Origin of the sequence: Phytoactinopolyspora endophytica (assembly GCF_004138495.1) — a bacterium.
In the GTDB taxonomy this organism is placed as follows: Bacteria; Actinomycetota; Actinomycetes; order Jiangellales; family Jiangellaceae; genus Phytoactinopolyspora; species Phytoactinopolyspora endophytica.
In genome coordinates this window covers 95,202-101,111 of the sequence record NZ_ML142857.1, presented here as the reverse complement: position 1 = coordinate 101,111, position 5,910 = coordinate 95,202, and the positions used below count along the sequence as shown (strand labels likewise).

The following is a 5,910-nucleotide window of genomic DNA, read 5'->3' as shown; positions in this document are numbered from 1 at the left end:
CGCACCGAGCCGGCAGGGGCGGAAACGGCCAAAGTGGTCGAACCGAGAAGCGGACCTAAGGCGATGGCGGCCGGCGCCCACGCCCCGCCCAGAACGGCAACGAGAGTCACAATCGGCGCGGTGACGATGAAGACCGCCTCATCGACTACCGATTCGAGCATGGACGCCACCCTGCGCCGAGCAGGATCGTTCTCCCGAATGGCCCAGCGTGCCCGCACCGTGGCCCCGATATCCACGCCGGACAAGCCGATCATCATCGAGGAACCCGCGATCGCCCACAACGGTGCGTTCCGCTGGGCCAGCAGGCACAGCAGGAGTAGCGCCGAGGCTTGGACCGCGGCTGCCGCGAGCAGCACTATGCGCTGCCCGACCACGTCCATCGCTCGGCCAAGTTGCGGAGAGACGATGGCGGTGCACAACACATAAAGGGCGGCGCAGATGCCTGCGGACGAGTAGGTGTGGCCGGCTGCGCTCGTCGCGATGACGATCACCACTCCAGCGCCGGCCAACGGCATTCTGGCTACTCCACCTGCCAGGAGGTCGACCCATCGCCCGCGGCTTCGGAGCAGGAGACCGTACGTGACCTTAGAACTTTGCATCGTGTCCGACTGGGCCGACCCGTCGCCCTTCAGCTACGAAACGCGCGGACTCCGACGAGTTCTCCCGGACAACTGAGGCGTCAACACCCCGCGGACTCGGCTCTGCGAGGGGCCGATTGGCAAGATCAAAAACGAGAACCTCCCGGACAGGGCCGACCCATCGCCTCGGGAAGGACCAGCGTGATGGCTAGCTCGAGCCATCCTAGAGTCAATTCGTCGAATGCCGTGCCGGCGAGATCCCGAAAGGGCATATTCTCCGTCACAAGTCGTGGTTCCGCGACTTTTCGAGATGTCACGGAACCGCGACTTTGTGCCCCAGATACTGGTGGCGTGCCGACTCAGGCGATGGCCAAGGCGGCCGTGGGTGGCATGCATGCGGCCCGGGCGGCGGGATAGACGCCGGCCAGAGCTCCGACGACGACGGTCGCGCCGGCGGCGCCGGCGAGCACCCATAGCGGGAGCGCGAACTGCCAGTCCCGGCTCGTAGCGAATACGGCGGTCACGACGCCGCCGAGCGCGGCCCCTCCGATCCCGCCGAACCCGGCCAGCAGGACTGACTCGCCGAGGAACTGCCGCCGGATGTGCGGCCGGGTGGCACCCAGGGCCCGGCGCAGGCCCACTTCGGAACGGCGCTCCAGGACCGCGATCACCATCGTGTTCGCCACCCCGATCCCGCCGATCAGCAACGCGACTCCGCCGAGCGCCAGCAGCAGCGTGGTGAGCGTCTCGTCGACCGCGGCCTGGGCGGCCAACGCGTCCGACGGCCGGCTGACCGCGACCTCCTCGGGGTTCGATGGGTTTACCGTGGCGGGCAGCAGGCCGCGGACGTCGTCGACCTTGTTCTCCCCGGACAGCTCGTAGACCGTAGTCGGGGATCCGTCGAACCCCAGCAGCTCGGCGGCGACCGGCCAGCCGACCATCGCCGACATGTCCAGCTCGGGCGCCAGCGGCACCGGGTCGAGGATGCCGACAACGGTGAACCACTGGTCGCCGAGCCAGACGTTGATACTGCCGTCGGTGTGTGAGATGCCCAGCAGCTCCGCCGCGTCGCTGCCGAGCACGACCGCCGGGTACTCGGCCAGCGCGTCGTCGAGCCAGCGTCCGTCGGCCACCGTGCCGCTGACCGTGTCCAGCAGACCGGTGTCCGCGGCGTGCACGGCCAGCGCGTTGGTCTGGCCCGGGTCGATGGCCTCGTTGCGGTAGACGTTGGCGTCCCCGAGGACCCCGACCGCGCTGACCGCGTCCACGTCGTCGATCCGGGCGACCATGTCGACGCTGTTCTCCGGTAGCTTCGCCTCGCCGCCGCGGAACGACGTCCCCGGCGAGACGGTGAGCAGGCCGGTACCCAGCTCCCGCAGCTGCTGGTTGACCTGCTCCTGGCTGCTCGCCGATATCCCGACGACGGCGACCATGGCGGCGATTCCGACAGCGATCCCGAGCGCGGACAGCACCGCACGCAGCGGCCGGGTGCGCAGTCCGGAGAACGCGACCCGCAGCGTGTCCCGGGCGCGCATCCTCGACGGTGTCAGGCGGGAGGCACCGTCGGCGCCACGCCCTCGTCTCATCATCGGGCTCCTCCTCGAAGCGCTGGTCCCTCGGTCTTCTCGTCGGAGGAGATCCCGCCGTCCAGGATGTGAACCTGGCGGGGCAACTCGCGGGCGACGTCGTGGTCGTGCGTGATGACGACGATCGTCGTGCCGGTGGCGTGCAGCTCGTGCAGGAGCTTGATCACGGCGGCGCCCGACGTGGAGTCCAGCGCGCCGGTCGGCTCGTCGGCCAGGAGCAGCGACGGCCGGCCGACGAGGGCGCGCGCGACGGCGACCCGCTGTCGCTGCCCGCCGGACAGTTCGTGCGGCCGGTGGTGGGTGCGGTCGGCGAGGCCCACCTGCTCCAGCGTCTGCCAGGCTCGGGTGCGCCGCTTGCGCGGCGACAGACCGGTGTAGAGCAGCCCGTCGGCCACGTTGTCCAGCGCGGATACGCCCGGCGAGAGGAAGAACTGCTGGAAGACGAACCCGATCCGGCGGGCGCGAAGCGCGGACAGCTGCCGATCGGAGAGGCCGGCGACGTCGTAGCCGTCGATGTGTACCTCGCCGGAGTCGGCGCGATCCAGCGTGCCCAGGACGTTAAGCATCGTCGACTTGCCGGAGCCGGATGGACCGACGATCCCGATCATCTCTGCGTACTCGATGTCCAGGCTGACCCCGTCGAGCGCCCGCACCGGCGGATGCCCGGGGTAGACCCGGCTGACGCCGCGCAGGCGGACCACAGGCGTCATCGCGCCGCCACCCCCACGACAGTGCCCTCGTCGATGCCGTCCCCGGAGACCTCGACCCGGCCGTCGGCGAACAGCCCTGTCTCCACCGGGACGAGCGTGGTCCTGCCGTCGTCCGCGACGACCTCCACGCCGTGTCCGCCTTCCGCCAGCGCGAGCAGCGCGTTCACGGGGACGGTCAGGACATCCTCGCGCTGGTCCACCTCGATCACCACGTCGGCGGGCCCACCGAGGAGGGAATCGTCGACCTCGTCGCCGAGGGTGACCTCGACCTCGGCGATCGCGTCGTCCTCGCCGGAGTCGTCCGATCCGCCGTCCGATCCGTCGCCGGACCCGGCCGGCACGACGTTGGCGGCCGTCACGGTCCCGGCGACCTCGTCCCCGCCCGGAAGCTCGACGGTGACCTCGGTGTCCACGGCGAGCAGGTCCCGTTCCGTGACGTCGACGTCCAGACTGACCATCTGCTCGGACCCGGTGACGTCGAGCACGGGGGACCCCTGGGCGAGCACACCGCCGACGTTGGTGTGCAGCGTGTCCACCCGGTTACCGCTCGGGACAAAGACGACGTCGGTCTGCGCGACGACGCCAGTCTCGTCCATTCCGATCTCCTCCTGCCAGTCGCGGACGGCCACGTCGACGCACCAGGTGAACTCGTCCTCGGCCTCGCAGTCGGCGTAGCCGAGCTCGGTGAGGTTGTTGATCAGCTGTTCGACGTCGACCCCGGCCGAGCCCTGCTGCAGGTCCCGGTACATCGGGATGCCGCCGAACAGCGCCGTGGCCGGTTGCTCGTTCAGCCGGAACAGCTCGTCGCCGCGCTCGATCTGTGTGCCCTGATCGGCGATTCCGGTCACGGTGCCCTGGCCCGCCGTCGTCACGGCGTACGCGGCACCGTGCCCCAGCGTGCCATCGAAGGTGCTCGTGTCCGAGATCGTCTCGCGGGTGACCTCGGCCGTATCCGCCGGACCGGCGGTCTCGGCAGCAGCCACGTCATTGTCGTCGCCGTTGTCCGCGACGTAGACGTACCAGTAGACGCCGGCGCCGGTGGCGAGCAGCACGACGATGCCGGCACCCAATGACCAGTAGCGGCGTCGGCGCGGCCGCGGCTGCTCGACGTCGTCGTCCAGATCCATGGTGTGGTCACTCACCGGCCTGCCACTCCTTGGCCGTCTTCGCCGCCACCGACCAGGATCCCGCCGCCGTCGAGATGCTCGGCGCACGCCTGGGCGGCCTCCTGGACCTCGGGCCGGTCGGGTTCGACGCCCTCGGGGAACGAGAGCGTCCCGTCGGCGTTCGGGTCGGGCATGTCGATGCCGTGCTCCCGCATGCAGTCGACGTAGGCGATCAGCGCTTCCGGCTCGGCCATGTTGTCGCCCATCTCGCCGTCCTCGCCACCCATCGTGACTCGGCCGTCGCTGTCCGCCAGGTGAGTGTCCCTACATTCGTCGACGATGGCCTCCGTCTCCGGGTTGTCCATGTCGACTCCTGGCGGACCCTGTAGGCCGGCGCCACCTCCGCCGCTCGGATCCGGGTCGTCCACGTCCAGGCCGTTGTCGCGCAGGCACTGGTAGAAGTCGAGGACCGGATCGCCATCGGAACCTTCCTCGTCGGCGGCGGAGTCGCCTTGGCCGGCTGCGGAGTCCTCCTCGCCGGCGGCCGACGCCTCGCCGCCGTCGCCGCACGCGCTGAGTGCGAGCGCGGCGGTCAACATGAGGCCGAGCGCCGGCAGGGCACGTGCGCGTCGTCGGCCGTCCGGGGGGCCGGCCTCGGTCTTCGGGGGCGCGAAGCCGCGCTGGTCCGCGCGCAGCCGGGCGGCGATGCGCCGCGCGAGCGTCGCATGTGGTTTTCGTGTCATTGTGATCGTCCTCCGGGACGGTAGGGTCCACTGGCGACGGAGCGGCCCCGACCGCTGGATGCGCGTGACCCGGGGCCGCCCGTCACCCTCTACAGTCCCGGCCCCGTCTAAGACCTCTTTAGGCCCGGTTTAGGAGCTTCCTGAGAACTCGGGAGACGGGTGGGGATGCGCAGCGTGAACACGGCGCCGCCGCCTGCGCGGTTGGCCGCGTGGACGCTTCCGCCGTGGTGCTCGGCGGCCTGGGCGACGATCGCCAGGCCTAGGCCGGAGCCGTGTCGCTCCCGCGCGCCCTCGCCCCGGTAGAACCGTTCGAACAGGTGCGGCATGTCGTCGTCGGTGATGCCGGGGCCCCGGTCGAGCACCCGGACCGTCAGCGATCCGTCGTCGTCATCGGAGAGCTCGACCTCCACCCGGCTACCGTCCTCGCTGACCTGGACGGCGTTCCGGACGAGGTTGGCGACTGCGCGCTCCAGCATGGCGGGTCGGACCGTCGCCTCGAAGCACTCGCCGCGGACGTCGATCGTCGTCTGCGGCCTGACCCGCCGCGTCCGCTCCACGGCCCGGCTCACCAGGGCGCGGATGTCGGTCTCCAGCTCCGGCTCCGGCTCGACCTCGCGGCGGGCCAGGTCGACCAGCTCGGCCACGAGGTCGGACAGCGAGGAGGCCTCGGAGTCCAGGTCGCGCAGCAGGTGGTCGTGGTCGGCCGTGCTCAGGTGGCGTTCGGGGTGCCGCGCGGAGCGGACGAGCATGCCGATGTCGTTGCGCAGCGTGGCCAGCGGCGTTCGCAGCTCGTGCCCGGCGTTCTCGACCAGGTGGCGTTGCTCGGTGCGCGCGTCGTCCAGCGCCGCCAGCATCGTGTTCATCGAATGCGCGAGCCGGGTGACTTCGTCTCGTTGGCGCCCATCGGTCTCGATCCGATGCGCGAGGTCCTTCGTCCGAGCGACCTGCTCGGCCGCCTCCGTGAGCTTGTTCACTGGGCGCAGTCCGGCACGGACAATCAGCCAGCCCAGCCCGCCGGCGCCCGCGACGCCGACGCCCGCGACGCCGACGAGCAGCCAGGCCATCCGTGTCATCGTGCTCTCGACGTCGTCGAGTGGGTAGACCAGCCTGAGGAAGAACTCGTCGTTGTGCGCGGCGCTCATGATCCGGTACGGCACGCCGTCGATCGTCTCGGTGCGCAGTAATGG

General features: G+C 70.4%; 5 protein-coding genes and 1 pseudogene. All 6 read right to left on the bottom strand.

The window, feature by feature from the left end; genetic code table 11:
• Positions 1-515: pseudogene (locus ELR45_RS35435) on the bottom strand (hypothetical protein); the annotation flags it as partial.
• A 422-nt stretch (positions 516-937) separates the two neighbouring features.
• The gene (locus ELR45_RS18295; RefSeq protein ID WP_129667672.1) at positions 938-2,164 is read right to left on the bottom strand and encodes an ABC transporter permease; all 1,227 of its coding nucleotides are present in this window, start codon (positions 2,162-2,164) and stop codon (positions 938-940) included.
• Complete coding sequence (locus tag ELR45_RS18290) at positions 2,164-2,874, bottom strand: ABC transporter ATP-binding protein (protein ID WP_129667671.1); 711 nt, start codon at positions 2,872-2,874, stop codon at positions 2,164-2,166. Before ELR45_RS18290 ends, ELR45_RS18295 begins: the two co-directional genes overlap by 1 nt.
• Positions 2,871-4,016, bottom strand: coding sequence for an RND family efflux transporter (locus tag ELR45_RS18285; RefSeq protein WP_129667670.1), 1,146 nt, complete (start codon positions 4,014-4,016; stop codon positions 2,871-2,873). The genes ELR45_RS18290 and ELR45_RS18285 overlap by 4 nt, the downstream gene beginning before the upstream one ends.
• Positions 4,013-4,723, bottom strand: a complete 711-nt coding sequence (locus ELR45_RS18280; protein ID WP_129667669.1) for a hypothetical protein — start codon at positions 4,721-4,723, stop codon at positions 4,013-4,015. Before ELR45_RS18280 ends, ELR45_RS18285 begins: the two co-directional genes overlap by 4 nt.
• Before the next feature lie 107 nt (positions 4,724-4,830).
• On the bottom strand, positions 4,831-5,910 hold a 1,080-nt coding region (locus ELR45_RS18275; protein WP_165367891.1), incomplete at its 5' end, for a HAMP domain-containing sensor histidine kinase.

Excerpts from the sequence above, each read along its gene's own strand:
- ELR45_RS18295 (WP_129667672.1), bottom strand. The coding sequence starts at position 2,164 with ATGAGACGAGGGCGTGGCGCCGACGGTGCCTCCCGCCTGACACCGTCG.
- ELR45_RS18290 (WP_129667671.1), bottom strand. The coding sequence starts at position 2,874 with ATGACGCCTGTGGTCCGCCTGCGCGGCGTCAGCCGGGTCTACCCCGGG.
- ELR45_RS18280 (WP_129667669.1), bottom strand. The coding sequence starts at position 4,723 with ATGACACGAAAACCACATGCGACGCTCGCGCGGCGCATCGCCGCCCGG.